29 protein-coding genes are annotated in these 24,649 nt (G+C 36.4%); 18 read left to right on the top strand and 11 right to left on the bottom strand.

The genetic code is table 11. The annotated features are described in order from the left end of the window. The first annotated feature begins 3 nt into the window (after positions 1–3). On the top strand, positions 4–705 hold the full coding sequence (locus ACMAYL_RS12880) for a hypothetical protein (protein ID WP_103218301.1): 702 nt from the start codon (positions 4–6) through the stop codon (positions 703–705). A 166-nt stretch (positions 706–871) separates the two neighbouring features. Here ACMAYL_RS12880 and ACMAYL_RS12875 read toward each other — a convergent pair whose 3' ends face one another. Beyond that, positions 872–2,104 carry a hypothetical protein gene (locus tag ACMAYL_RS12875; protein WP_412471183.1) on the bottom strand — a complete coding sequence of 411 codons (1,233 nt, stop codon included), beginning with the start codon at positions 2,102–2,104 and terminating at the stop codon, positions 872–874. A 293-nt stretch (positions 2,105–2,397) separates the two neighbouring features. Between ACMAYL_RS12875 and ACMAYL_RS12870 the strand changes: the two genes are divergently transcribed. After that, entirely contained in the window at positions 2,398–3,375 is a 978-nt protein-coding gene (locus tag ACMAYL_RS12870) for an SAM-dependent methyltransferase (RefSeq protein WP_412471182.1), read from the top strand. A 10-nt stretch (positions 3,376–3,385) separates the two neighbouring features. Here ACMAYL_RS12870 and ACMAYL_RS12865 read toward each other — a convergent pair whose 3' ends face one another. Continuing rightward, positions 3,386–4,351: a YeiH family protein gene (locus ACMAYL_RS12865; RefSeq protein WP_412471181.1), complete on the bottom strand. Its 966-nt coding sequence runs from the start codon at positions 4,349–4,351 to the stop codon at positions 3,386–3,388. Positions 4,352–4,396: 45 nt separating this feature from the next. Here ACMAYL_RS12865 and ACMAYL_RS12860 point away from each other — a divergent pair, with 45 nt between their 5' ends. The 5 genes from ACMAYL_RS12860 (at position 4,397) to ACMAYL_RS12840 (ending at position 8,596) form a co-directional block, all read left to right on the top strand. Continuing rightward, the gene (locus ACMAYL_RS12860) at positions 4,397–4,900 is read left to right on the top strand and encodes a GrpB family protein (protein WP_392992862.1); all 504 of its coding nucleotides are present in this window, start codon (positions 4,397–4,399) and stop codon (positions 4,898–4,900) included. A gap of 64 nt (positions 4,901–4,964) precedes the next feature. Further along, positions 4,965–6,293: a M23 family metallopeptidase gene (locus tag ACMAYL_RS12855; protein ID WP_392992859.1), complete on the top strand. Its 1,329-nt coding sequence runs from the start codon at positions 4,965–4,967 to the stop codon at positions 6,291–6,293. Between the two features lie 37 nt (positions 6,294–6,330). Beyond that, entirely contained in the window at positions 6,331–6,999 is a 669-nt protein-coding gene (locus ACMAYL_RS12850) for a hypothetical protein (protein WP_103218295.1), read from the top strand. A 31-nt stretch (positions 7,000–7,030) separates the two neighbouring features. Beyond that, complete coding sequence (locus ACMAYL_RS12845) at positions 7,031–7,570, top strand: hypothetical protein (protein ID WP_412470221.1); 540 nt, start codon at positions 7,031–7,033, stop codon at positions 7,568–7,570. A 195-nt stretch (positions 7,571–7,765) separates the two neighbouring features. Then, positions 7,766–8,596 carry a hypothetical protein gene (locus tag ACMAYL_RS12840; RefSeq protein ID WP_412471180.1) on the top strand — a complete coding sequence of 277 codons (831 nt, stop codon included), beginning with the start codon at positions 7,766–7,768 and terminating at the stop codon, positions 8,594–8,596. Between the two features lie 22 nt (positions 8,597–8,618). Here the strand turns inward: ACMAYL_RS12840 and rluF are convergent, their stop codons facing one another. Next, the gene (rluF, locus tag ACMAYL_RS12835; RefSeq protein WP_412471179.1) at positions 8,619–9,506 is read right to left on the bottom strand and encodes a 23S rRNA pseudouridine(2604) synthase RluF; all 888 of its coding nucleotides are present in this window, start codon (positions 9,504–9,506) and stop codon (positions 8,619–8,621) included. A gap of 119 nt (positions 9,507–9,625) precedes the next feature. Between rluF and ACMAYL_RS12830 the strand changes: the two genes are divergently transcribed. Next, complete coding sequence (locus tag ACMAYL_RS12830; protein ID WP_103218291.1) at positions 9,626–10,792, top strand: hypothetical protein; 1,167 nt, start codon at positions 9,626–9,628, stop codon at positions 10,790–10,792. On the opposite strand, the gene ACMAYL_RS12825 is transcribed toward ACMAYL_RS12830, so the two are convergent. After that, the gene (locus ACMAYL_RS12825) at positions 10,789–12,417 is read right to left on the bottom strand and encodes an AMP-binding protein (protein WP_412471178.1); all 1,629 of its coding nucleotides are present in this window, start codon (positions 12,415–12,417) and stop codon (positions 10,789–10,791) included. The genes ACMAYL_RS12830 and ACMAYL_RS12825 overlap by 4 nt on opposite strands. Positions 12,418–12,628: 211 nt before the next feature. On the opposite strand from ACMAYL_RS12825, the gene ACMAYL_RS12820 reads away from it, so the two are divergent. Further along, positions 12,629–12,961 (top strand): hypothetical protein, encoded by a 333-nt coding sequence (locus ACMAYL_RS12820; protein ID WP_412471177.1) that lies wholly within the window; start codon positions 12,629–12,631, stop codon positions 12,959–12,961. Between the two features lie 22 nt (positions 12,962–12,983). Continuing rightward, positions 12,984–13,343, top strand: a complete 360-nt coding sequence (locus ACMAYL_RS12815) for a nucleotide pyrophosphohydrolase (protein WP_199177551.1) — start codon at positions 12,984–12,986, stop codon at positions 13,341–13,343. A gap of 8 nt (positions 13,344–13,351) precedes the next feature. On the opposite strand, the gene ACMAYL_RS12810 is transcribed toward ACMAYL_RS12815, so the two are convergent. Then, positions 13,352–13,792 (bottom strand): hypothetical protein, encoded by a 441-nt coding sequence (locus ACMAYL_RS12810; protein WP_412471176.1) that lies wholly within the window; start codon positions 13,790–13,792, stop codon positions 13,352–13,354. Beyond that, positions 13,789–14,577, bottom strand: coding sequence for a hypothetical protein (locus tag ACMAYL_RS12805; protein WP_103218287.1), 789 nt, complete (start codon positions 14,575–14,577; stop codon positions 13,789–13,791). The genes ACMAYL_RS12810 and ACMAYL_RS12805 overlap by 4 nt, the downstream gene beginning before the upstream one ends. Before the next feature lie 224 nt (positions 14,578–14,801). On the opposite strand from ACMAYL_RS12805, the gene ACMAYL_RS12800 reads away from it, so the two are divergent. Next, positions 14,802–15,293: a hypothetical protein gene (locus tag ACMAYL_RS12800; protein ID WP_103218286.1), complete on the top strand. Its 492-nt coding sequence runs from the start codon at positions 14,802–14,804 to the stop codon at positions 15,291–15,293. 46 nt (positions 15,294–15,339) lie between these two features. On the opposite strand, the gene rlmF is transcribed toward ACMAYL_RS12800, so the two are convergent. After that, a complete protein-coding gene (gene rlmF, locus ACMAYL_RS12795; RefSeq protein WP_412463272.1) occupies positions 15,340–16,254 on the bottom strand; it encodes a 23S rRNA (adenine(1618)-N(6))-methyltransferase RlmF in 915 nt (304 codons plus the stop codon). Between the two features lie 163 nt (positions 16,255–16,417). Here rlmF and ACMAYL_RS12790 point away from each other — a divergent pair, with 163 nt between their 5' ends. The 3 genes from ACMAYL_RS12790 to ACMAYL_RS12780 all read left to right on the top strand — a co-directional run bounded on the left by ACMAYL_RS12790 (position 16,418) and on the right by ACMAYL_RS12780 (position 18,277). Further along, the gene (locus tag ACMAYL_RS12790) at positions 16,418–16,846 is read left to right on the top strand and encodes a host attachment protein (RefSeq protein WP_103218284.1); all 429 of its coding nucleotides are present in this window, start codon (positions 16,418–16,420) and stop codon (positions 16,844–16,846) included. Between the two features lie 208 nt (positions 16,847–17,054). Next, on the top strand, positions 17,055–17,228 hold the full coding sequence (locus ACMAYL_RS12785) for a hypothetical protein (RefSeq protein WP_158246892.1): 174 nt from the start codon (positions 17,055–17,057) through the stop codon (positions 17,226–17,228). A gap of 98 nt (positions 17,229–17,326) precedes the next feature. Next, a complete protein-coding gene (locus ACMAYL_RS12780; RefSeq protein ID WP_103218283.1) occupies positions 17,327–18,277 on the top strand; it encodes a carbon-nitrogen hydrolase family protein in 951 nt (316 codons plus the stop codon). A 30-nt stretch (positions 18,278–18,307) separates the two neighbouring features. On the opposite strand, the gene ACMAYL_RS12775 is transcribed toward ACMAYL_RS12780, so the two are convergent. After that, positions 18,308–19,780, bottom strand: a complete 1,473-nt coding sequence (locus tag ACMAYL_RS12775; RefSeq protein ID WP_103218282.1) for a carbon starvation protein A — start codon at positions 19,778–19,780, stop codon at positions 18,308–18,310. 121 nt (positions 19,781–19,901) lie between these two features. Between ACMAYL_RS12775 and ACMAYL_RS12770 the strand changes: the two genes are divergently transcribed. Next, a complete protein-coding gene (locus tag ACMAYL_RS12770) occupies positions 19,902–20,507 on the top strand; it encodes a trimeric intracellular cation channel family protein (protein WP_103218281.1) in 606 nt (201 codons plus the stop codon). A 1-nt stretch (position 20,508) separates the two neighbouring features. Here the strand turns inward: ACMAYL_RS12770 and ACMAYL_RS12765 are convergent, their stop codons facing one another. Next, on the bottom strand, positions 20,509–21,351 hold the full coding sequence (locus ACMAYL_RS12765) for an MBL fold metallo-hydrolase (protein ID WP_103218280.1): 843 nt from the start codon (positions 21,349–21,351) through the stop codon (positions 20,509–20,511). Between the two features lie 78 nt (positions 21,352–21,429). On the opposite strand from ACMAYL_RS12765, the gene ACMAYL_RS12760 reads away from it, so the two are divergent. Then, positions 21,430–21,771, top strand: coding sequence for a MerR family transcriptional regulator (locus ACMAYL_RS12760; RefSeq protein WP_103218279.1), 342 nt, complete (start codon positions 21,430–21,432; stop codon positions 21,769–21,771). Here ACMAYL_RS12760 and ACMAYL_RS12755 read toward each other — a convergent pair. Continuing rightward, positions 21,755–22,231, bottom strand: a complete 477-nt coding sequence (locus ACMAYL_RS12755; protein WP_199177549.1) for an RrF2 family transcriptional regulator — start codon at positions 22,229–22,231, stop codon at positions 21,755–21,757. The two genes, ACMAYL_RS12760 and ACMAYL_RS12755, sit on opposite strands and share 17 nt — an antisense overlap. A gap of 38 nt (positions 22,232–22,269) precedes the next feature. On the opposite strand from ACMAYL_RS12755, the gene ACMAYL_RS12750 reads away from it, so the two are divergent. Then, positions 22,270–22,635: a group I truncated hemoglobin gene (locus tag ACMAYL_RS12750; protein WP_103218277.1), complete on the top strand. Its 366-nt coding sequence runs from the start codon at positions 22,270–22,272 to the stop codon at positions 22,633–22,635. 12 nt (positions 22,636–22,647) lie between these two features. Further along, positions 22,648–23,808 (top strand): NnrS family protein, encoded by a 1,161-nt coding sequence (locus ACMAYL_RS12745; protein ID WP_412471323.1) that lies wholly within the window; start codon positions 22,648–22,650, stop codon positions 23,806–23,808. Here the strand turns inward: ACMAYL_RS12745 and ACMAYL_RS12740 are convergent. Beyond that, positions 23,805–24,512, bottom strand: a complete 708-nt coding sequence (locus ACMAYL_RS12740; RefSeq protein WP_412470214.1) for a TrkA C-terminal domain-containing protein — start codon at positions 24,510–24,512, stop codon at positions 23,805–23,807. The two genes, ACMAYL_RS12745 and ACMAYL_RS12740, sit on opposite strands and share 4 nt — an antisense overlap. Between the last annotated feature and the right edge of the window lie 137 nt (positions 24,513–24,649).

Raw genomic sequence — 24,649 nt, 5'->3', positions numbered from 1 at the left:
ACTATGAACACAATTAAACCTCCTCACAAGTGTGGGGTAATCAAGAGCTTAATCAAATATGACTTAAAAGAAACTATTTATCGTAGCAAGATGGCGTTAACGAGAAGAAGTGCGAGCTATATAAATTCCGTTGAGTGGAGTATTCCAAAGAGCGAAAAGGTACAAAATATTATTGCTCTTGCTGATAAGCTCTATGATGGACCGCTCTTCAATCATGGAATAAGAAGTTACGCCTTTGGAAAGATTTTAATGAGTTTAAATGATGAAAAGGTTGATAACGAAGTTTTCTTTATTGGATCGCTTCTGCATGATCTGGGGCTAATCAAGGATTGTACTGGTACGACTTTTGAGCTTGTTGGTGCAGATGATGCATGTGCTCATTGTAAGGATATCTTAACACCAAGGCAGCTTGATATTATTCATGAAATGATTCTTCTTCACGGAGCGATAGGGCATGCAGAGAATAAAAGTAACGAACTTAAATATCTGCACTATGGGGCTGGTGTGGACGTTGCAGATTTGTGGAGTCATCGCTTGAATGAAAAAAATTATTCTGAAGTATATGCTAAGTATCCTTCTCAGGGTCATATTCCGTATATGATTGATCTTCTCAAAAAGAGAATGAACGAAAACCCAAATATGTACCTGTCTACAGTCATCAATTTAGGTTTCTTAGGTAAAATGAAAAGCAAGGAGCGCTCCTAAAAGGGGCGCGGGTACTTTTCGAGATTACGAAGAGTTATATATGCCTTTAAAAGTCATTTGAGGGCCCATATTAGCTAGATTACTAAAGTTTCAATGGATAATTGTCGTGAAATGGGTCGGGATTACGTGTAAGTACCTAAAATTTCCATTTGTACCCGCGCCCTTTTCACAGGGGATTGCTTACCAGTTGGCGAAGTACATCAACGCAATTATTGCTTGTCTCAATGTCCAATCGTTCGCGCTTTATCCACGCCTTTGCATAGCTTGTAACAAAGTTATGATCAAGAAGCTTCCTATAAAGATTGATTGGTGTGTTGGAGTCACTATTTGTGATTATTTTTTGAATTTTCATTTCAAGATTCCAATCAATCTTCATGCCGAGGCTGTCTTTTAAATTTAGAAGTGTCACAAGATCATCAATTGAGTCTGTGCGCTCAAGAAATCTCTCCAAGAGGTATTTAAAGTCTCCATGGTTGGCAATAAGATATTCGGGTAATTCATTTGGTACGTTCATTAATGAGAGACGATCGATTATCCCTAGTGTCAGGTTATTTGAGTAACCTTTGGGAGGATTTTGAATTGCACTCATAAATTCTTCTGTACTAAGTGAACTTAGACTTTCGAGGAAAAGCTTATCATTATCCAAAATAGTATTTCGTTTATTTTGCATACGTGATTCAATTCTTTTAAAAAGATCTTTAAACTCCTCAGTTAATTTAAATGTCTTCTCATATTTTTCAGCTTGAACTTTTACCGAATCAACTGTGAATGGAAGCTTGTCTTGGCCATCTTTAAATAGTTCATGTGAGTGGGTCCAGTCCATGAGAATCCACCTTCCATCATGAGGAGAGTAGACGAGTTGACCGAGGTGGAAATCTTTCACTAATGTGTAGGCCGCAATCGATTCGAAAAAGTCTGGAAGTTTATCTAAGGCCTTTGCAAAATCTTCTGGATTTATCGCTTCTTTGTTTAAGAAGAATGCATCAAGATCAAAAGAATCTTTGAGATTCAATTTTTCAACGAGTAGGTAATTCTCTTTCTCATATGCATAGATCTCAGGAATTGAAACTCCTTGGCTTTCAAGACTCGCATGTCCTAGATAGAAGGCATCGATATAATTCGAATATTTTGAAAACGTGTTAAATGCTCCGTGATATTTTGGAACTCTTAGGGCGTAGATATTATTCCCTGATTTTACTTCATGGATGGTTGTTGTATTTCCAGCACCAAGGATTTTGATAAACTCGACCTTTTCACCATTCATAAGTTCAATGATTTGTCCTGAAGCTAGGTCTTTACCACGGGATTCAATTAGGTCATTAAGACTTATATCAGAGGCAATGCTGGACGTTGCGAAGAAAGTCGCTAGTAGTAAATATCTAAATAGTCTTATAAACATGAGATTTATAGAGCAACTTAAATGCCAACGGTTATGATTTAAGTTGTTATAATCACGAAGGCCGGGGTGTCATTTTCTGTATATTTGAAGAAAGTTTAAACGATCTTTGATTTCAATAATCCCATAGGAAGATTTTTAAAAATAATAAAGACTAGGTTGGGCCGGTAAGGAATATCAGTGAGAACAAGAATAAATATTGGATTGAGTAGTATAAATATATACATAAATGAAATTAGATATGTGATAAGATTGGTCTTTAAATGTATATCATCCGATAAGTGTCCAGGAGACATATGAGTCAGCAACAATTTATTTTTATTTGTACGAACCCAGGTAATGAAATTCTTTTAAAAGAAGAAGTTAAAAACTTCTATCCAGAATTTACCTTTAGCTTTTCAAAGAAGGGCTTTGTTACATTTAAAAATACTGGTGTCGTTTATGACTTAAAAACCATCTCTCAACTACAGCTTACTTTTGCTACACGTTGTGGGATTTTTTATGGAAAGTCGAAACCGGAGACGATCGTTGAAGATGTAAAGAGTAGCGGCCTTGATATCGAAAATTTCATGATTCATAGCTTTGCAATTGGATGCGAAACTGACTTTGATGCTGAGGCGGCTTTTGGACGAGAGGTGAATGCTTACAGTGCTGAAGGAAAGACTGTTATTGATTTAATTAGTCTTGGCCCTGATGAAATTTGGTTTGGTGCCCACTCTGTTGCAAGTGGTTGTACTCGCTATCCTAATTCAATGGTGGAAGTTGATGTTCCTGAGAATGCAGTTTCTAAAGGATATTTAAAACTTGCTCAAATTGTAAAACTCTATGCCGTTAAATTATTCAAAGGTGATTTATGGCTAGACTTTGGTTGTGCCCCTGGTGGAGCGTCACAGTTTCTTTTGAATGAAGGCTGCAAGGTTGTGGGAATTGATCCTGCAAAAATTGATCCAAGTTTAGCTAATAATAAAAACTTCTCACATATGAAAAGATCGGTTCAAGACCTTTCTCATGAAGACCTGCCAGAGGAGGTTCGTTGGATTCATGCAGATATTAATATAAATCCAAAACAATCCATCAAAGAGGTTTTACGTCTTGCTAAGAAGTATAACCGCACACTAAAAGGTGTTATTTTCACCGTACAGGTTGTGAAGATGGAATATATTGAGAATATCGAATCGTTTGAAGATCAATTCTATGATTGGGGATTTAACAATATTATTAGCCGCCAAGTTCCATCACATAAGAAAGAGTATATTATCTTAGCTACAAGATAGATCTCCTTTCTTATTTGAAATATATAATATTAGTCATGATTAAAGTAAGTGTTGAGATTGCTGTGAAACACCAAAGTATCACACCTTGAAGCATAGGCTTAATTCCTGCCTCTTTAATATGATCTAATGTAATACTCGAACCGATATAAAAGAGAGTTAAAACCATAAGCTTTTTTGCTCCGGCGTAAATCATCATTCCAGGTGATTTTAGTTCTGGGATAAAAGTGACAAGTGCTGCTGCCGTGATGAATCCTAAAATAAACCAAGGCTTCTTTGTTTTTGTTTGAACAGATGCACCTTGCTTTTTAAGTTGCATGGCAGTTGTAACACTAAAGATAAGTGCTAATGGAATAATCCAAAGTGCACGAACTAATTTGACAATTGTTCCAACCTCAAGTGCCTGTGGTCCATAACTCAGTGATGCTCCAACAACTGAGCTTGTATCGTGAATGGCCAAAGCCGACCAAAGTCCAAATGATGTCTGATCTATTTTTAATAAGTGACCAACCCATGGAAAAACAAAGAGAGCAACGGCGTTTAATGTAAATACCACGGCCAATGAGACTGTTACCTCATGATTCTTTGCTTTGATAACAGGAGCGACAGCTGCAATTGCACTACCTCCACATATGGCCGTTCCGGAGTTTATTAAAAGTGTTGTATTTAGCGGTGTTTTAAAAAGTTTTCCTAGTAAAGTTCCTACAACAAATACTGCCAGTATACTAAGTGCCGTAAACCCAACTGACTGCAATCCAACTTTTGTCACTACATTCAAATCCATTCCCGCTCCTAGACCAATTACAGCTAGGGCCAATAACTTCTTTACTGCTTTAGTAGTCCATTCTTGAAATGGATTTCCTATAAATAGTGAGAATATGATTCCTGCAAAAAGGGCCGTTGCTGAAGACACCCACGGACTTAAACATAGGATAGAGAGGACGATGAATAGTAATTTCTTTACGCTTTGATTTTTCATAACTTTACTATCGCACTCTTTTTATGATTATGCTAAGTTCGCTTCATGGAAAATAAGATAGAATTAGTAGAATATAATGATTTTTGGTTAAAAGTATTTGAAAAAGAGAGTCAGTCTCTGGCAAAGCTTTTGAGAAATAATTTAATGGGTTGTGAGCATATTGGCTCGACTGCTATGCCAAAAGTTGTTGCTCGTCCAACCCTTGATATTCTATGTGTTGTCCATACTCTTGATGGCATTGAAATGTTTCGAAATGAATTCAAGGCCCAAGGATTTTCCCTAACTTCAAATGATTCAAAACATTTCTTATTTGAGCGTAAAGCACCTGAAGGCAATAGAGTGCTGACAAGTGTGCGTATTCTTAAAAAAGGTGATGAAAGTATCAGTGATATCTTAGACTTTAGAGATTATTTAAATGCAGAGCCTATGATTGCGACTGAGTATAAGAATGCAAAGTTGAATCTCATACAAAATCACTCAAATGATATTGCTCTTTATGAAGAAATGAAGACAAGATTTATTGAGGCCGTATTATCTAAGATCAGTTAGAAATTATTGAGTTTTTAAGTTAAGAGTTGGTTAAGATTTTTTGGTAAATTCCGATAAGTTTGCTATGCTTATTAGTAAGATGTCGAAATTATTTATTAGCTTAATTCTATTAAGTGGCCTTACTGGCTGCCAACAAGTTTATGTGTCTCAAAATGTAGAAGCATCTAGCTCTACTACTATGATTCCTAAGAGTCCTCTTATTCATACAACTATTGTTAAGAAGGGTGAGATCAAAAGAGGCCAAGGTCTATATCAGGCACTACAAAATATTAATATCGATAATAAGCAGGCCCTTAATCTAATCAATCAACTTAGAGATGAAGTTGAGTTTTCAAAGCTGAAAGTAGGGGATCGATTAGAAGCAACATTCGACGAATACAACAAACTTATTAAATTTTCTTTTGCTCAAAATGACTATGAAACTCACTTGGTTTCTTTAAATGAAGATACTGGTAAGTGGGATTACTCATTAAGTGAGTTAGATACGTATTGGCAACCTCGTATGATCGAGGGACAACTAAACTCTGGCTCGACACTACAAGATGATCTTTTGGCCATGGGGCTAGAAAGATCAGTTGTTAATGAAGTTGTTAACGTTTTACTTTGCAAGGTTAACTTTAGAATGAATGCTCGTGCGGGAGACAATTACAGAGTTCTTCTTAGTGAAAGAAAACATTCTAAAAAAACAGTTCAAACGAAAGTTCTTTTTACTTCTTATAGTGGAGTAAAAGCTGGCAGTCATGAAGCTTATTTCTATGAAGACCAAGAGAAAAGTTCGACTTATACTGCACATTATACACCAAATGGGCAGGCCTTAATTAATTCTGGGCTTCGCTATCCACTTCCAAGACTTCACATTCGTTCAAGCTATGGCTGGCGTATGCACCCTGTAACGGGTAAGCGAGCTATGCACAGAGGAATTGATTTAAGAGGAAGAACTGGAGAGAGGGTTCATGCCGTTGCAGCTGGAAAAGTAATCATGTCTACTTACAATGAATTTGCGGGAAATAAGATTGGGATTAGACACAGAGACGGGTCAACTTCACTTTACTATCACCTTCACCGCCGTAATGTGAAAGTAGGTGCATGGGTTAGGTCTCATGAAGTGATTGGAACAGTAGGAGCTACTGGAAGAGTTACTGGACCACACCTACATTTTGGATTTAAAGATTCGAGAGGTAGATGGCTGAATCCTTTAAATAAAAGAATGATCGCAACTCCTAAGCTTACTGGAGAGCGCCTTGCTAATTTACAAAATCAAGTGAGTAAAATTAAAGGTGTGGTTGCTGATTTACAAATTAGTAAAGAATCAAAATATCTTGTCGCTAATTTAGATAAGATCAAGCGTTTCCCGAGTGCTCTTGATAATTTTAGCTTTTTACCTAAAGAATAAGCTCAACTATTATTAAAGATTGTCGATAAACGTTCATATGCGTTTAAAGCTCTTTGTACTATCAATTCAATCTATAGTTCTTTTTTGCCTTGTTGGCCTAGGTTTTTATTCTTCTAATATTAAAGAAGGCCAGCGATCAATAAGCTCTTACTCAACTTCAAGATCAGTTTCTGAAATAAGTTGTTCAAGTGCTCTTCGAACTTTTCTTTCTCCCTTAAATATTGAAGAGAATATTATGCTATGGCATATCTTTAAAGAGCAGGGAGCATCTGTGAACCCAAAGTATCTTTCACATGAAGACTTTGATTCTCTCGCATCAGATCCGGACCATAACTTTAAGCAAACTCAGACGAGTCAGCTAGAGGCCGTAAGTGGTCTTTATGCTCAAGAGAGGGGAATTATTGCTGCAGGAATTGAAAGAGGTCCTGAGGGAACGGAGTTTGTTGATGGTAATGGCATCTTCTGGGATGTCAAAACTCCAATTTCTCCACTTCTAACTCATTCATGGCGCTTTAATATTGAAAATGCTGGCAACAGTATTAAGCATAAGCTTGAGGCCGTAGGCAATATCCACATTCTTGTGGATCTCTCTTATATGAGACAGAGAAATGTAAGTGACCTAAAGAAATGGATTAAAAATAATATCTCTCAAGATCTACAACATAGAATTCGCTATGTTACAGTTCCTGATGCAATTGTTGATTAAAGCTTAGCAATAATTATTACGATAAGTAGGTATGAGATTAATTAAAGCACTTCTCATATTTCAATTTGTATTCTTTGGTCTTGCTGATGAGACCGAAATGAATACATTAACAATTCGCACCTCTAGCGAAAAGAGTAAGACTTATAAGATTAAAAAAATTGTTAAGACTAGGCTTTCAGCAGATAGTGGGCGTGTCATCGTTATAGAAACCTATGGAAAAGATAAATGTGTTATTCCCTTGGATAAGGTTGTGAATACTCCACGACCAAATTATGAAGGCTGTACACATTGCTTTGCCGATGATGCTGAGGTCGAAAATTATTATACTCAAATGTTTTTAAATCGCAGGAATCCTAGGATTACTTGTGATATTACGAATGGGGAAGCAGTTGGATTCAATTTTATTGGTGGAACAACTATTAACGGCGAATCAAAACTTGTTTCTTCTGGCCTTGTTCTAGAGTCTGCAGTTTATTCCGATGGACCATTTCTTCACAAAGAGACGAAACCTAATGCTCTTGAGAGGTTATTGGATGGAACAGCCGATCTTCTTCTCGACGCTGCATTTTAATATATTTTTTTTCTTTTTAAGTTTTATTAGTTCTTATAAGTATTCATGCACATTCATCATTTTAATCTTTAGATAACCTAAAGAATCACGTCTTATTCTGTCTCTTATGCATTTTAAGACGGTTGACAAAGCTTCTTACCGGCCAGTATTGGTGTCATCTATATTTATTTACAGAGAAATTTATCGGAGAGAAAAATGTTTCGTAGCTTATTAACGATTATGATTACTATTGCCTTTGCATCATCTGTTGTTGCACAAACTCAAGTACCAGCTGAGTTTGAAAAGATTAACACTTACAGAGAAATGAAGAATTATGCGCAAAATAACTTCGCCGCAAATACAACGTGTATGGATGAATATCATCAAAGAGTTAGGAAGCTTAGAAAAGATCTACTTATGCAACCAGTGAAGCTTACACTAGGGCTAGTTCAACTTCCAATTGTTGCGACAATCGGTGGATTTGTTCTTGGTGGTATTGCAGATGGTGGTCCAATTACTGAGTTCGGTGAAAAAATTCTAGAACTACTTGATATTGATTTAACAGAGACGATTGACGCTGAAACGGCCCAAAAGATTATGGATGATTTTGGAATTAAGCCAATTGAAGCAATTCAAACTGGAGCTGGTGCAGGGATTGGTGCTATTGGTATTGTTCTTGTATATAACGTCGTAAAGTTTGGTGTTATTAGCTCTAAAATTATTGCTGCTAAGAATGCCGCTAAAATGTCATTTGCTGGTTATATTGGCGGTGGAAAGAAGTTTGATAAACTTGTTGCTAAGGTTAATAGAAGAGTAAATCGCGTTCTAAAAAAAGAAGGACTTGAAGAAATTGAGATTGCACCAGAAAGAATCTCTGATCTACTTATTGAGGCAGATCAAAAATCATTGTTTTGTACTGGAGAGCTTAGAAGGTCAAAGAGTGCAAAGAAGTTTGGAGCACCTCTTAGAAAGAGACTTGCAAAGAAGTCTGATATCTATCGATACCTAAAGAATACAATTTTAGCAGAGTACGGAATTACTAAGTAATTTATGCGGGCAAGCACTTGGTTTAGCGACGACGGTGTTTGCCTTTAGCATTTTGCTTGCGCTTCTCTTCACGTTTTGTTGTCTTACCACTGAAGTTAAACTCCTTATCTAAATCTTTAAAGAGTTTGTCATACTTACTTTTTTTCTTTTTCTGTGGCTGTTGCGGTTTCTTAGCAGGAGCTTTTTTAATAGCTTTTGCATCTTCTGATGAAGAACCCTCAATTAACTTGTAGAGAGTCGCAATTTCTCTCTCATTTAACTCACGCCAGTCTCCAACTCCAAGGCCATCAAGACTTACATTCATGATACGAACACGATCAAGCTTAGTGACATTGTAGCCAAAGTATTCACACATACGACGAATCTGACGATTTAGCCCCTGAACAAGAGTAATTTTAAAAACCATTAAACTCATTTGTTCAACTTTACATTTCTTCGTCATCGTTCCTAGAATTGGAACACCTGCGCCCATACCATTAATGAAGTTATCATTGATTGGTTTATCAACTGTGACGACATACTCTTTTTCGTGATTATTTCCAGCACGTAAGATTTTGTTAACGATGTCACCGTTATTTGTTAGAAAGATGAGTCCTTGTGAGTCCTTGTCTAGGCGTCCAATAGGAAAGATTCTTTCCACGTGATTAACGTAGTCGACAATATTGTCTTTCTCACTACTTTCAGTTGTTGAGACAATACCGCGAGGCTTATTTAGAGCAATAATAATTTCTTTTTCAGCAACCTTTGGTTTAACGACCTGGCCACGAACTTCAACAATATCTCCTTCATTAACTGTAGCACCGATTCCTGCCAGAACACCGTTGATTTTTACAACTTGTTGTTCAATTAAATCGTCAACTTCACGACGAGAGCAGATACCACTTTGGCTAATGTATTTATTGATTCTCATTGCTGAATAAACCTTATCTAAGTAAATAATTGTGGGCCAATCTATCACATTTTTATGTCATAAATATAGCATCTTGAAATAATTCTCTCTTTTTGTGATCAATATGTTATTAAGAGCTTATGAGTAAAAAGAAAAAGACAACAATGGCATTACAAGGTGTAGGTATTGCACCAAATATTCTTCTCCAACATGTTGAAAATACAGCTCCTTTCTTATTCCAGGGAGAGCTTGATACGACAGGGGACAAACGTGCATTCCTTGAGAAGCTAAGGTTTTATAAGAAGAACCTTAAACAGCTAAATAATATCAATCTAGCAGAATACTTTCATATTTGTATCAGTGCTCACTGGGCAACGGCGGGAACATTTGTTCCTACAGATGTGGACAATCAGATTAGAGAGTCTTTGTGGAAGCATGGGCACATCTCAAAGCATATTGATAAGATGGCCAGGCTTACAATTGAGTCTTGGACTTGGGACTACTCTCAGGTAACGAGTCGCAAGGCCTATAATAACGATAATAATACTGTCATGAGTACCCACGAAGGAACATGGTTAAGTGTTGCTATTGGTGCTTACTGTGCTCTTGTTAAAAATCGTAAGACTGAGCTTGCTCAGGAGATGGCCGATGTCATCTTAGAAGAGATTAAAAAAGAAGAGCTAATTATGCAAAAGCTTCGTGAGGAAAGAGATCATATCAATTTTCTAAGAGCTGCTCCTCTAATGGCCCATAATTTTGGGGATCTGGACCGAGTGATGGTTCAGTGGAATATGAACCCTGAAGATGCTTTCTATAAGCGTATCTTTAAATTAGGTCATCAACTAAATGAAAATTACGATCCAATTCTTGTGTATACAGGAAAGGTGAATAAAGAGTTTTCTTCAAAAGAAAACCACCGTCACATGGCAATGAGACAGCCTAAGTGTTTAAGAAAATCTTCTAAGTTTTTAATTCCAGTTGGGCCATTTATGGATGACTGGGGAAGAATTCTTGGGGAGAGTGATCTTCTTTCGATGGAAGAGAAGGCCGAGATTGTAACGGCTTTCTATGATGGTTATAAGAGACAAGATGAAGCCTTTGGTTATATTCGCGGGTATAAGAATCTTGTTGATTCTATCGATGGAGGACTTGCTGCTTTAGAGATGTATCTTCCATTTGATCTTGTGGCAGAAATGAAGAAGTCAGAGTTTAGCGAACTCGCTAAATTATCTCGTGAAGAGTTTGAGGCAGACTACAAGAAGCGTCTTGAAGAATTCATCTGCCCCGTAACTAATTTAAAGTTTTAATCTTCACGTCTTTTTAAAAGAAAGCGCTGAATCTTCCCACTTGGAGTTTTTGGAAGTTCGTCAATGAACTCTATTTCACGTGGGTAGGCATGGGCAGCTAGTCCTTGTTTTACAAATTGACTTAATTCATCTTCTAATTCTTTTGACGCGACAAAGCCTTTGTTTAAGACAACAAATGCTTTAACGATTTCAGTTCTTTTTGGATCAGGCTTTCCAATGACGGCCGTCTCTAAAACACAAGGATGCTCAAGAAGAACACTTTCAACATCAAATGGCCCAATTCGATAACCTGATGAAGTGATAACATCATCGTTTCGACCGACATAAGTTATACGTCCATCTTCTGTTTGTTCTGCCGTATCACCAGTTGTGTAAAAACCATTTGCGATGGCCGGAGTGTCGGCCTTTAGATAACCTTTAAACCACATAATGGGAGAGTTTGCGATATCAACAGCAATGACTCCTGGAGTATTTGGTGGTGCAACTTTTCCGTTCTCATCAAGAATGACAACGGTATAGCCAGGCATAGCATAGCCCATACTTCCTGGCTTAATTTCATGCTCGAGTTCATGGTGATTATTTACCGTCATTCCAGTTTCAGTTTGGCCGTAGTGATCGTTAATAACAACATCAAGCTTATCTTTAAACCAGTTTATAACTTCTGGGTTAAGAGGTTCTCCAGCACTACTGACAGCTCTTAACTGTCCCTTTATCGCCTTTGATACTTCTTCTCCATTTCCGATTAATAACCTAAAGGCCGTTGGAGAGCCTGCTAAATTTGTTATCTTATATTTTTGAATTACTCTAACTGTACTTTCAGCACTAAACCCACCTTCATAAAAAAGCAGTGCATTTCCATTTACAAGTGGACCAATAACTGAATAATAAAGTCCATAGGCCCAGCCTGGATCGGCCAGGTTCCAAAAGCGATCAGTTGGTTTTAGGTCAACTGCAAGATCCATATATTGCTTAAACGAAGAGAGGGCAAATAGTGGAACAGGTACGGCCTTTGGCAGTCCTGTGGTTCCAGAAGTTGAAAGAAGACAGAAAGTATCTTCGCCCTTTCTCATGACTGGTGCAAAATTTGTACTTTGCTCATCCATGGCCTTCTTAAAATTAATATCGTCTTGTGCCAATTGGTAATCATCAGATCGAACAAGCACACACTTCTTAGGATTCATCGGTAGTTCATCTAATTTTGCACGATTGGTATCATCGGTAAAAACGATTTTGGCCTGACTTGAATTTAGTCTTTGCTCAATTGCCTTCGGACCAAAAGCTGTAAAGAGTGGTTGATAGACAACACCAGCTTTCCACGCACCTAGGATTGTATAAAGAAGCTCTGGAGTTCGTGGCAGAAGTCCTGAAATGACGTCTCCTGGTTTTACTCCTTGGGCCACAAGAAAGTTTGCAAGTCTGGAAGTTTCTTCTTTTAACTTCTTAAATGTGATGACTTCTTCCTCACCATTAACTCCCTCCCAGTAGAGTGCAACCTTATCTGTAGCCGCATAGCGATCACAACACTCGACAGCAGCATTGATTGAGTTATTGATATCTCCATCGAAGAACTTATTAAACTCATTAATGTTGAAACTACTATAGTGATCTACGTATTTTCTTTTCATAACTTCTCCTTAAGGTATTAGTTTAATTATAAGGGGAAATTGATCTGTGTAAAACTTAATATGGTTAAGATGGTTAACTTTAAACTGTATTATTAGGTGTTTAGTGAAGATTTCTCCTTGTTATAAAATTATCTTATTAGATATTACTCATAAATTTATTGTATTTATTAAGTATGATTCTCTATCTTACTCTTAACCGAAGGGAGGAGAGATGAAGAATTTTCTACTAATCACACTTACAGTTTTTACGTCTGCAAGTCTGCTCGCAAGTGATGGGAGTATCGCTCGCAAAGATTTTGAGATTCAAAACTATGCTTGTTACACAGATAGTATCGGGGCGCTAAGCGGTGCTGTGGATATGATTCTACATGATGCTCAGAAATGGTGTGATAGCTTAAATGGAGAGCTAAGCCGCCTGAATAGTAATGATCTAGAGGTCGTTGTTCACAATGAATCGCCATTTCCTGGTGGATGTAGTGGTGATGTTACTGTGAAATCGACATTTACTTGCTTTGCTAATGGGAAAATTACTATAATCGAATAGAAGACTTGAAGAAAAGGCCTATATGAAATCGATTAATGTTGAAAAGATAAACTCTGAAGTAAGTAAATTTATAAGTGAGAGAGATTGGGATCAATTTCACTCAATTAAAAATTTAGCAATGGCACTTAGTGTGGAGACTTCTGAACTTGTGGAAATCTTTCAATGGCTAAAGGAATGCGAATCCAATGATATTGCTTCTAATTCAATTCTAAAAGAAAAGTTAGAGGATGAGATTGCTGATATCTTTGTTTACCTGATGAGAATTGCAATTAAGGCCGATATTGATATTGAAGAGGTGACTCTTAGAAAAATACAAAAGAATGCCAAGAAATATCCAATTGAAAAAGCTAAGGGCTCAGCAAAGAAATATACTGAGCTCTAAGCTTATTTTTATTTTAAGTTTACTTCAAAGTACTTTTTATCTGGATCAATATTTACTTGATCTGTAACTTCATTAATTGTGAAGTATTCATTCACAAGCTTTTTATACTTAGACTTAAAGATGGTAATTGGACCACGACCTTTTAATTCATCAATTAAGTCTTGATTGAATAATTCTTTGTCGTAATTAACTCTAACTTCAGCGTATTTTCCATACATCAGTTTATTAGCATCCTTTTCACTTAAGAAAGGATCAAATTTTGTAACTCGTTTTTGATAGATAACTGTCAGTTCAATCTTATCTTTATTCCTAGAGAGCTTGATGTCTCCGAGCTGAACAGAGTGGTCGAGTTTGTTTAGTGCTACAACTTTAGGGCCACCACCATAGTCTCCACCAGCTAATATAGTCGTTGCTAAACTTGCTAGGATTATCCATTTTAAAACTTTCATAATTCACTCTTTGTAAATGTATCAGTCGTCATATAAGTAAAGACCCTCTTGCCTTTTACATTAGTGCGATACTGCTTCGCTATTTCAGCTTTCTTTATAAATGCTTCTTTATCGATCTCAAGCCATTTCTGATAAGCTTCCTCTGGTAGCGAATCAACATAAAGTCCGATGAAGTTATCACCAGTAATTTCACAGTTTTGGTGTTTAGAATACTTCTGCGATAGAGTTAAGCCGGCCTTCTTAATTATTTCAGCATCTAGCTGCACCCTAGATGTTCCAAGAGCGATCGCTCCATCATCGAGGTATTTAATAGCATTAAGAGAAAACATATTATCAAGAATATGTAGTCCATGCTCTCCGTATTTGAACATGATGAGATCACGAGTAACAGGTGCTGTATCAATTAGAAAGTAAATCTCGCAAAAGACATCATTCTTTAGGATTTCACTTTTAATAACTGCTGAGTAATCAACGTCAGTTTCAGGTAGATCGATTCCATCTTTAAGTACAACTTCTTTGATTGCAGTTGGAAGTAGGGGAAGTAGTTTTGAAGTATTACTTTCTCCAAGAAGAACGCGGTAAATTTTTAGAATTGTAATATGCCCAGGAGTATTCTCTTGGCGACAAATTCTTTGGATCGTCTTTGGATGAATATCAGCACTTTCAGCAAGCTTTCTTTGCCCAATCTTAGCATCCTTGAAGTTCACAAGGTAGCGATTGATATCGGCTTGTACTTGTGCCCTAAGGCCAAGCTTTGAATGGGAAGTAGAAATGCTATTTTGCATGGATATATAACTATCGTTCACTATTCATTTAATCAATAATTGTTGTGAAACTATGAAAATTTTGGACAAAAACATAGGATTTGTCCGTTCTAGGGCCTTGAAATTACGATATTGGACAAATGTCTTTGAAAATTTGGACAAAATTTGAAGAATATATATTTTTTGTCGTGCTTAGTTCAAATTACCCCCATAGAAAACATTGCTAACCAATTCTTGGAGGATTTATGAAAAACTTATTAATCGCACTTACACTAATCGCTGGACTTTCAACTCAAGCAAAAACAATCTCATACGATGTATTCGCAACTGAGAAAACTGTTGAATCTTCTAGAAAAGTAAACGTAAACGTATTTGACTTCAAACTAACTGAAGTTGTTGAATCAAAGAATGTTGTTGTTACTAACTGTAACTCAAATGGTCCAGTTAGAGATAGAGCTCAAACTGGTCTTTGTAGCGAAGTAACTCTTTCAAAAGTTCAAGTTGCTCAAGTTATTCTTAGCTTCAAGCCATTTGGTACAGCTGATCGTCACGGTGAAGTAAATAACGGAAAAAGAACTGAATTTGTAGCTTTCAATATCTCTCTAGATAAGCTATCAAGCTCTGACTTAGAAATCCTATCAAATGCTAAGAGATCTGATCGTAAAGCTCTTGCTCTTGAAATGTTTGAATTTGAAGTTGTTAGAGAAGGTGCTGTTCACACAATCATCCTTCTTTAATACATATGTCCATACCTTGATTTCCCTAAGGTCAAGGTATGGACTTCTAAAATTTCCAAGCAAGAATATGAGCAATCTTGTGTCCATGAATCATTTCAATAACTCGACTATCACTTACACCTTGTCTCTTAAGCTCTTTATTTAAATCAACTAGATTCTCTTTTTGAGAAATAAGAGTCGTAAACCAGTGACATTGTTGCTTAAATTCAACACTTTCTTGAATCATATTTGTGACAAATGCTTTCTCTCCACCTTCACACCAGAGCTCATTTTTTACTCCCCCAAAATTCGATTTTGCCGTGGGGTTATGTCCTTTCTTGATTTTGTTTGCATTCAGATTTTTAAGCTTTTTAGCTCTCTCTTTATCGGCTTCTTCTTGTGATGAATAAAAAGGTGGATTACACATCGTGAAATCAAACTTCTCATCACTTTTAATTAGTTCTTTAAAGATATGTTGAGGTGATTTTTGAAAGCGTGCCTTAATATTCTTTTTTAAAGATGAATTTGCTTTAAGAATTGTATTGGCATGATTAATTGCTTCAGAGCTAATATCACTTCCAACAAATTTCCAACCATAGATACTATTACCAAGAATAGGGTAGATACAACTCGTTCCAGTTCCAATATCTAGTCCTTTTATTTTTGGACCAACTGGAACTTTTCCATTATTGTTCTCTGCTAAAAGGTCGGCAATATAATGAATATAGTCGACTCGTCCTGGAATAGGCGGTACAAGATTTCCTTGGGGAACACTCCAATTAGTCACTTTATAGTAATGAGCTAAAAGTGCCTGATTAAGACATAAAAGTGCTCCAGCATCCGAGAAGTTTACACTTTGATTTCCGTATTGATTTGCTTTTACATAACTTTCAAGAGTCGGAAAGCTCTTTATTAAAGCATTAAAATCATAGCTCTTATTGTGAAGATTTCTTGGATGTAGTTCTTTGTTATCTGTTTTCATTCAATATTTTTAACATACTTTTAACAGTTTATAAGAAAAAAGAACCTGCTCTGAAATTAGGAACAGTTCACATGGAGTTGTGATAAGAAATATTTACTATTTATTTGTTGGAATTATTTTTGAATTAGGGCGATGATAAAAAAAATATCTCGTGGAGGTAGATATGCATCGATCATGGGTTGTTGTTGCAAGCAAGTCTAATGCACGTATTTATGAGCGAAAAAAAAGAAATACCTTAAAGCTAATTAAATCCCTTGAAAATCCTAGGATTAAATTAAAAGAGGGAGAGGTGAATTCGGACCGCCATGGCTCAATGGCCAATAGTAGTGCTCACGGTTATCAATCTTTTACACCTAAGAAAACAAATAAGCAGCATCGTGAAGAATTATTTGCAAAAGAGATTAATCAGTTCTTAAATCAAAATCATGATAAGCATAATTTTGATGAGCTTGTGATAGTAGCGGAGAACTCTTTTTTAGGAGTGATAAGAAATAACTTGAATAGCAAGTTGAATAAGCAGGTTAGCAATTATTTAAATAAGGACCTCGGAAACTTGCCTGATAGTGAAATTGAAAAAATTATGGCCGCTTAGTGCAGCGTAATGGTTATAAAATTGTAAAACAAAAGGGTCAGGTAATGGCCCTTCTTTTTATTCTCTGATTACCTCGTCTTATCTCTATTTATTGACTTTAGTTATTTTTGTTAAATCTTTTATCGTAGTGTGAAATCTTCGTAAGGTTCCTATATATAAGTGGTTTCAAGTGTTATCTTTTTGAAAGAGACTTAACAAGGGAATAGATATGAAGAAACTTATACTGTGTTGTGCTGTACTTTTATCAATGACTTCTATTGCTTCGCAGGAGAAGGTAAAAGAAGTAAAAAAAGAAAAGGTTAACAAAGATTCATCAAAAGATTGTAAAAGTCACAATAAAGCTGGAATTAAAGAATATCGAAGTGAGTTTTTTGGAAAATAATTTGGAGGTTTAACATCCAAATTTAAGAGAGGTTAAATATCTTTCTATTCAATTATATGTTTAAATTAAAATACTCTGAGAGGTGCTGACTTAAGGAGATGAAAGTGAAAAAACTTGCAATCGTTCAGCTTCCACCTGTATTTTTAAATTTAACAAAATCAATCGAAATAGCTTGTGATTCTATCACTGAAGCAGCTAGAGAAGGCGCTCAGCTAGTCATGTTCCCTGAGGCATATTTACCAGGTTATCCTTCTTGGGTATGGCGGCTTCGACCTGGTGGAGATATGCTGATGTTTAAAGAACTTCACCATGTTCTTTTTAAAAACTCAATTGATCTCTCTAAAAATCAACTATCAGATATTCAAGAAACAGCTAAGAAGAAAAACGTAACCGTTGCAATTGGCTTTAATGAAATTAACTCTGAAGCAAGTGGCTCAACACTATTTAATTCATATGCCATTATTGGCCCAGATGGTGAAATTCTAAATCTACATCGAAAGTTAATTCCAACTAACCCTGAACGCATGGTTTGGGGCTGGGGAGATGCTCGTGGCCTAAATGTTGTGGATACTCCGGCCGGAAAAATTGGAAGCCTCATATGTTGGGAAAATTATATGCCACTTTCTCGCTTTAGTTTATATGCCCAAGGGGTCGAGGTTTACTTGGCCCCAACTTGGGACTGTGGGGAATCTTGGCTTGGAACTCTTAAGCATATAGCTAGAGAGGGAGGCTGCTGGGTCGCAGGATGTTCTACAGCTATTCAATGTTGTGATATTCCTGATGATGTACCTTTTAAAGATGATGTTTTCCCAGAGCCAGATGATTGGTTATCTGATGGTGATGCTGTTTTATTTAAACCATTTGGAGGTGCCGTTGCTGGTCCAATGTCACGGGAAAAAGGAATTCTTTATGCAGAATATGATTTAGAGGAAGTTATTGATGCAAGAAGATCTCTTGATATTGGAGGTCATTATTCTCGACCAGACATTTTTAATTTAACAGTAGATAAAAGCAAAATGGATTCATTTCATTTGAAAAAAGCAAGTTAGCATAGGTCCTCTATTAAAGGACCTACGTGATCATACTTGGGCCTTAAGTGAGTATTTCTTACGATGAAAAACGATAAGGATAATTAAGCAAATGATTCCAACTATAACTCCAATTGGCTGGGCCTGCTCTTTTGAAAGATTAACTCCTATAGGAGCAGTCAGAATATATGAAATTGTAACTGCCGTTCCAACAATTGCTGGTAGGCTAACTATCCAGTGTATTGCTTTGCGATCAAATAAATACTTCGTTGCAAGCCAGAGAACACTTGTTGATAAGAGCATATTTGAAAAGGCAAAGTAGCGCCAAATAAGAGAGAAGTCGATTTTTGTCATAAAGTAGGCGACAGTTAGAATTGGTATTGAAACCAATAGTCGATTCCTTATGCTTTGATGAATATTAAATGCATCAATAATCGTTAATCTTAATGAGCGAAATGCAGTATCTCCTGAAGTTATAGGGAAGACTGCAACCGCCAAAACGGCCATAACACCACCAAGAGCACCTAGGTATGTTGAGGAGATCTGTTTCACGACTAGCCCTGGACCACCTTGTGCAATAACGGCCTTTAGTTGTACGTAACCTTCTGGAAACGCAGATATTCCGGCAAGGGCCCAAACACATGCCACAACACCTTCAGCTAACATCGCTCCATAGTAAACTGGCCTTACATATTTTTCATTTCCAAGACATCTTGCAATGATTGGAGCTTGTGTTGAATGAAATCCACTAATTGCACCACAAGTGATTGTCACGAATAAGAGTGGCCATACAGGGGGTCCATTAGGATCTCTGTTTAATAATTCATAGTTAATATGTGAATGCGATATGTATGCAAAGATATTCTCTATTTTTGGTAACATTGGTGCGTGAAGAATTAATGAAATTGCTATCAAGACGGTCATTACAACCATTAATAGACCAAATAATGGATAAAATTTTGTAATAATTTTATCGATAGGAAGTAATGTCGCTAATAGATAGTAAGCGAGAATGACTAGTACCCAGAAGTTATTACTGGCAAACATCGTGTCTTTAAAGGCATCGAGATTGCTGATTAGGCCGGCGGGGCTCATGATAAATACAACACCAACAAAGAAGAGGAGCATTGCTGTAAAAAGTAGCATGATCGCTTTGAAGTATGTGTTTAAATAGTGACCTGCTATTTCAGGTAAACTTTTTCCATCCTCCTTAATACTAAGTACTCCCGAGTAGAAGTCATGGACAGAGCCTCCAATGATATTTCCCAATACAATCCAAACGAGTGCGATAGGTCCATAAATAGCACCTAGTATTGGTCCAAAAATAGGGCCAACTCCCGCGATATTTAGAAATTGAATTAGGAACGCCTTTGTAGGTGATACTTCAACATAATCAACACCATCTTCAAATTTTTTAACTGGTGTTAGATTCTGAGAGTCGATACCTGCTTGTTTTTCAACAAATGGGCTATAGAATTTATAAGCAAAAGCAAGCATCAAAAGACAAATGATAAAAATAAGCACTTAACACATCCATGGTTAAAAGTTTTCTTTATTCATTATAACTGGATAATAGTAATTACTTGGTAAATTCTAAAAGTAAATTTTATTGAAATATATGCTAAACTCTTTTATAGAGGAAAATATGACAAATGAATTTATCTATATTGACTACCTTGGTACCTTTGCCTTCGCTGTTACAGGTGCTTCAGTTGGTGGAAAATCAAAGCTTGATCTATTTGGAATGCTATTCTTGGCCTTCCTAACTGCTGTTGGGGGAGGTACGGTAAGAGACCTTATTATAGCTGAGCCTGTTTTTTGGACTAAGAACCCAATTTATCTTTATATCATTATCATTGCAACTCTCTCGACTTTTTTCATGAGAAAGTTTTATGAGCGCCAAAGTTCATTACTATTATTTCTGGATACACTAGGACTTGGTTTCTTCGTTGTAATTGGAACTCAAAAGACTTTGCTTTTGGGATTTAATAATGAAACGTCATTATTGATGGGAGTTGTGACTGCAGTGCTAGGAGGGATCTTACGATCGGCATTCAGCGGAGAATTATCAATTCTCTATCAGAAGGAACTATATGCGACAGTAGCTGCGATTTCGTCTGTTGTCTTCATCATTCTTTCTCAAATTGATTTTGATCCTCTATACCCAGCGCTGGCAGTAATGATCACAACATTTGTTTTAAGGTATGGTGCTATTAAATTTGGCTTGAAGCTCCCAACGATGAAAGAATAGCTCAATTCCATTTTGGATAATAGCCAAGTGATTCATGCACGTAGAAGTCGTGTGTTGGTACAATGATGTAGCCTTTTTGTTGCATTAGTTTTACGATCTCAATTTTCTTACGTGCCATCGCCTTGTCTGTATCAACTAACTTAGAAGAAAGATAGGGCTTGTTTTGAAGTGGACTAAGTTGTCTTGTTGTCCAAATAGCATCGCCGACAAAGAAATACTTCTTACCATCTTTAGCATTATTGAGAATAATTCCAAGTGAGCCATGGGTATGTCCAAAAAGAGGTACAATTATGACATTCCTGTCCCCAAATACATCATAGTATTTGTGAAAACTAAGGTATTCTTCTTCTTTCCATTTAAAAGCTTTTGTTTTGATATTTTTAAATTGAGAAGGAAATGTACGATTTGGAGTAGGGTGAATTACTTCATGCATTTCTTCTTCGCTTACAAGTGTTGTAATTTCTGGATAATCGATAAGGCCACTAGCATGGTCCCAATGAGCATGAGAAAGAATAATATTTTCAATCTTATAGTGATCCTTGATTTGATCTTTAATTGAATCAAGCTTATGGTAAGCAAATATAGGCTTTGCCCACCAAGACATATCGAGTGCAAATTGATCATGCACATCATCGCCTAGGCCAGTTTCAAAAAGAATGTACTTACCTTTATTTTCTATGAGAAAACCGGCATGATTCACCATCATTGTTTTAAAAAGACTACCTTCTTCATAAATTAGGGCCTCTAATGTCTTTGCTGTGCCTGTTTGAATAATTGAAAAGCGAGGAGCTTCACTTGCCGCTAGAATATTAAATGCTAATAGTACTGTAAAAAAATATTTCACTTGTTTTCCTTTTTATGATTAGTTTAGATTAGTATAAACCTTAAACCATACTTTAAGGTCAAGCTCTGGAGTAAAAAAATGAAAATAGGTGATTTATCTAAGCAGACGGGAATACCTTCATCGGCCATTCGTTATTATGAAAAGATGGAGCTTCTTGTTCCTAAAAGAGGTGATAATGGCTATCGAGTTTATCCTGTTGAAGCTGTCGAACTTTTAAAACTAATTGTGCAGGCAAAAGAGCTTGGTTTTTCACTTTCTGAAATTAAGTCAATGGCAAAAGTACTCGCCTCTAAAAATCCAAATGGTAGACTTCGAAAACAACTTGAAGAAAAATTAACTCAACTAGATGAGCAAATAAAAGTTATCAGAAAATTTCAAAAGAATATTAGGGGACTGTTAGAGTCTAATTGTCCGCTGTAAAGATTTCGACTAATTTTGCTTTATTAGAAATAAGATCGTCCAATGTGTATTCATTGAGTGCTTCATAGAATTTATTTTGAGCAATTATCAGTGCACTCTTTAACTTACAAGTTGGATTAATTATACAATTTCCTGAATTACCAAAGCACTCAACAAGTGGAGAGTCCTCTTCTAATTGGCGTACTAAGTTTCCAATTACTATTTGGCCAGGTGCAGTGGAAAGCGTGATGCCTCCACCTTTTCCTTTATAGGAGTCAATGATTCCCATTGAGGAAAGATTGTGAACGACTTTCACAAGATGATTTCTTGAGATTTTATACTTGTCGGCTATCTCTGCTACAGTAGAGCGTTCATCGCCCTTTAGAGCGATATATATAAGTACTCGTAAACTATAATCTGTAAAACTGGCCAAACGCATATTAATTTTCCTGTTTACTTTAATACCATTTAAGTCTAGCATACATAATATGTATTTCAGATATATATTAAGGAGATGAAATGACAAAGTTATTTGAAAGAATTGGCGGTAGAGAAGCTGTTAACGCAGCTGTCGATGTTTTTTATAATAAGGTTCTAGCTGATGAGCGCATTAGGCACTTTTTTGAAGGAATCGATATGGCCGCTCAAAGAAGAAAGCAAATTATGTTTTTAACTTATGCCTTTGGTGGTCCAAATACATATGATGGAAAGGGAATGAGAGAAGCTCACGAGGCCCTTGTTGCTCAAGGATTAAATGATGAGCATTTCAATGCCGTTGTTGAAAATCTTGGCGCTACTTTACAAGAGCTGGGTGTGGCAGATGAGCTAATTAAAGAAGCTGCAGCAATTGCTGAGTCGACTAGGGCCGACGTTCTTCTTAAGTAAGCAGAGAGAGTGATGGGATTAAGAGCACTATTTTCAATCAGTTTTAGGCCATTTTTTCTTATGGCCGGATTAATGGCGGCCCTTAATCCCATTATTTGGGTTCTTTCTTATCTTGGGCACATCGATGTACCACTGAACTCGCTTGATACGATATTTTGGCACTCGCATGAAATGCTCTTTGGTTTTTGTGGTGCCTTGATCGCTGGATTTTTGTTAACAGCAAGTGCTAATTGGACTGGTTCTAGGCCTTATCAAGGAAAGTGGTTGGCTTTCTTACTTCTCATTTGGGGCCTTGAAAGGTTGGCCTATTTTATTCCTCTTGGTCCCTCTAGCTTGCTTATTAACTTAAATCTTTTTTTCCCTATATTATTAATAATGCTTTTAGTTAAACTATGGCATTTTCCAAAGCAGAAATTTGTTTTTATTCCTCTACTATTAGGCTTTTCTTTGAGTAGTTTTTTGCACACGTGGGGAAATTTATTTCAAGAAGCTGTCGTGGCAGATTATGGAAGAGACCTTGCGATTGGGCTAATACGTTTTATTATTTTGTTGATCGCTGGAAGGGTAATACCTTTCTTTTCCAGAAGTAAAATATCAAATATTAGTATTGTTGTTCCTAATTGGCTAAACCTTCTTAGCTTAGGTTCTGTTTTGATGCTGGCCGTTTTATGGAATCAAGACAATCTTTCATCTATTAACCTCGCAATTCTTATTATTGCTATTGTCTCAAATTGCTTTAGACAATATTTATGGCGTCCTTTAGCAACTATAAGCATTCCGATCCTCTTTATTCTGCACATAGGAATTGCACTAATTAATCTTGAGTTAATTCTACGATTTGTAGGTATTTTTAATATGCGTGTTAATGAGACAAATGCAGCCTTACATTTACTTCTTGCTGGGGGGCTAGCAGTCGTTGCAATAGGGATAATGACACGTGTTTCGCTAGGACATACTGGTCGATCAATTCAAGCAGATACTTGGACGAAGTTATCTTATCTACTAATCATAATTGGTGCACTAACACGTTCGTTAATTCCAATCATATCGTCACAGTATTATTTTACTAGTTTGTATGTGGCCGTATTATTTTGGTGTGGTGGGTTTGCTATTTTTCTTCTTAAGTACTTTAAAATTCTAATAGCACCAAGACCAGATGGAAGAGAGTATTAGCTTGCTTCACGGGTTTCAACAATTTCCTCTTCTCTAACTTTTTCTTCTTTTCGAATTTCTGCTAATTTTTCGATGGCCTCTTTTCGTTCTGTATCACCAATATCAACTGTTCTCGTACTTATCTCACTAAGCATATCTGCTCTTCCGTATAAAATGGCCGTATCACCAGTCGTTATGACATAGTCTTTTGAAGGAAGTCCTAAGTATTCTCCGTTAGCTACTTGCACTCCGAGGACAATAAGTCCCTCTCTCGGAAGTGAGAGCTCTCTTACAGTTTTATTAGCAAACCAGTGATTATCTGAAACATACACTTCTCCAATACCAAAACTATCTCCAAGATGTAGGAGATTTGCGTAATCCACGAGTTCCACATTTGATAGTTTTCCTAAGTAAACTTTAAGTTTCTTATTAAGCCACTTATTAAAGAAATTGCTTTGTGTGATGTATATAATTATTGAAAAAAGAGTGATCGCAACTGCAAAACGACTAAGTCCTTCAACTGTTGTATCGATATTAACAAATGATAAAATAGCGGTTGATATAACAGAGATTATACCTACATTACTAATAGTCATCAGAAAACTGAGAACGCGCCTTCTCAAAGGATGATTAACAAGACTTTCAGACTCACTGGTCGTGTATCCTGTTCCAGTAAGAGCTGACTTTGCCTGAAATCTTGCTACCTCATCACTTAATCCCGTCAATACCAGTATTTTTGTGGCAACTTTCACAATGGTTATTGAAGTAAATAAAATGATCGTTAACGTAAGTAAGGCCAGCATGATAAAACTCCACTTTTCATTATAGAGAAAAAACAGCTAAACTTATCTATAAATGAAGT

Source organism: Halobacteriovorax sp. RT-2-4, from assembly GCF_047085445.1.
Taxonomy (GTDB): Bacteria; Bdellovibrionota; Bacteriovoracia; order Bacteriovoracales; family Bacteriovoracaceae; genus Halobacteriovorax_A.
Note: the sequence above shows the minus strand (reverse complement) of the source record. Positions and strands in the feature narration are given on the sequence as shown.

Coding starts and splice junctions, on each gene's coding strand:
- ACMAYL_RS12815 (WP_199177551.1), top strand. CDS start 12,984: ATGAAATCGATTAATGTTGAAAAGATAAACTCTGAAGTAAGTAAATTT.
- ACMAYL_RS12855 (WP_392992859.1), top strand. CDS start 4,965: ATGCTTATTAGTAAGATGTCGAAATTATTTATTAGCTTAATTCTATTA.
- ACMAYL_RS12880 (WP_103218301.1), top strand. CDS start 4: ATGAACACAATTAAACCTCCTCACAAGTGTGGGGTAATCAAGAGCTTA.
- rluF (WP_412471179.1), bottom strand. CDS start 9,506: ATGAGAATCAATAAATACATTAGCCAAAGTGGTATCTGCTCTCGTCGT.
- ACMAYL_RS12830 (WP_103218291.1), top strand. CDS start 9,626: ATGAGTAAAAAGAAAAAGACAACAATGGCATTACAAGGTGTAGGTATT.
- ACMAYL_RS12860 (WP_392992862.1), top strand. CDS start 4,397: ATGGAAAATAAGATAGAATTAGTAGAATATAATGATTTTTGGTTAAAA.
- ACMAYL_RS12800 (WP_103218286.1), top strand. CDS start 14,802: ATGAAAAACTTATTAATCGCACTTACACTAATCGCTGGACTTTCAACT.
- ACMAYL_RS12755 (WP_199177549.1), bottom strand. CDS start 22,231: ATGCTAGACTTAAATGGTATTAAAGTAAACAGGAAAATTAATATGCGT.
- rlmF (WP_412463272.1), bottom strand. CDS start 16,254: ATGAAAACAGATAACAAAGAACTACATCCAAGAAATCTTCACAATAAG.
- ACMAYL_RS12810 (WP_412471176.1), bottom strand. CDS start 13,792: ATGAAAGTTTTAAAATGGATAATCCTAGCAAGTTTAGCAACGACTATA.
- ACMAYL_RS12820 (WP_412471177.1), top strand. CDS start 12,629: ATGAAGAATTTTCTACTAATCACACTTACAGTTTTTACGTCTGCAAGT.
- ACMAYL_RS12825 (WP_412471178.1), bottom strand. CDS start 12,417: ATGAAAAGAAAATACGTAGATCACTATAGTAGTTTCAACATTAATGAG.
- ACMAYL_RS12870 (WP_412471182.1), top strand. CDS start 2,398: ATGAGTCAGCAACAATTTATTTTTATTTGTACGAACCCAGGTAATGAA.
- ACMAYL_RS12840 (WP_412471180.1), top strand. CDS start 7,766: ATGTTTCGTAGCTTATTAACGATTATGATTACTATTGCCTTTGCATCA.
- ACMAYL_RS12785 (WP_158246892.1), top strand. CDS start 17,055: ATGAAGAAACTTATACTGTGTTGTGCTGTACTTTTATCAATGACTTCT.
- ACMAYL_RS12790 (WP_103218284.1), top strand. CDS start 16,418: ATGCATCGATCATGGGTTGTTGTTGCAAGCAAGTCTAATGCACGTATT.
- ACMAYL_RS12865 (WP_412471181.1), bottom strand. CDS start 4,351: ATGAAAAATCAAAGCGTAAAGAAATTACTATTCATCGTCCTCTCTATC.
- ACMAYL_RS12770 (WP_103218281.1), top strand. CDS start 19,902: ATGACAAATGAATTTATCTATATTGACTACCTTGGTACCTTTGCCTTC.
- ACMAYL_RS12760 (WP_103218279.1), top strand. CDS start 21,430: ATGAAAATAGGTGATTTATCTAAGCAGACGGGAATACCTTCATCGGCC.
- ACMAYL_RS12845 (WP_412470221.1), top strand. CDS start 7,031: ATGAGATTAATTAAAGCACTTCTCATATTTCAATTTGTATTCTTTGGT.
- ACMAYL_RS12875 (WP_412471183.1), bottom strand. CDS start 2,104: ATGTTTATAAGACTATTTAGATATTTACTACTAGCGACTTTCTTCGCA.
- ACMAYL_RS12745 (WP_412471323.1), top strand. CDS start 22,648: ATGGGATTAAGAGCACTATTTTCAATCAGTTTTAGGCCATTTTTTCTT.
- ACMAYL_RS12780 (WP_103218283.1), top strand. CDS start 17,327: ATGAAAGTGAAAAAACTTGCAATCGTTCAGCTTCCACCTGTATTTTTA.
- ACMAYL_RS12750 (WP_103218277.1), top strand. CDS start 22,270: ATGACAAAGTTATTTGAAAGAATTGGCGGTAGAGAAGCTGTTAACGCA.
- ACMAYL_RS12850 (WP_103218295.1), top strand. CDS start 6,331: ATGCGTTTAAAGCTCTTTGTACTATCAATTCAATCTATAGTTCTTTTT.
- ACMAYL_RS12805 (WP_103218287.1), bottom strand. CDS start 14,577: ATGCAAAATAGCATTTCTACTTCCCATTCAAAGCTTGGCCTTAGGGCA.